Origin of the sequence: Microvirga pakistanensis (assembly GCF_004458765.1) — a bacterium.
Classification (GTDB): Bacteria; Pseudomonadota; Alphaproteobacteria; order Rhizobiales; family Beijerinckiaceae; genus Microvirga; species Microvirga pakistanensis.
In genome coordinates, this window is the sequence record NZ_SPJX01000246.1 from 1 (window position 1) to 223 (window position 223).

Annotated in this window: 1 pseudogene; it reads right to left on the reverse strand. The window is 68.6% G+C overall.

The features are described 5' to 3' along the window. Positions 1–223 (reverse strand): annotated as a pseudogene (locus E4K09_RS14215) (ABC transporter permease); the annotation flags it as partial.

Sequence of the window (223 nt, forward strand, 5' to 3'; positions counted from 1 at the left end):
CGCACCAGAACGCCGAAACGCGTCTTGCGCAGCAGAAGCCACACGAGCCCGAGGACGATCGGCCCGGCCGCGATGAGCACGAGTTCGTAGGAGGGGAAGCGCCGTCCGAGAATGTCGACGGGCGCGCGCAGGCCCGGAGCGCGGGGGCCGAGGATGTCCTCCGGGCCGAAGATCAGGATGGTGAGATCCTGCACCACGAGGACGACGCCGAAGGTGGCAAGCA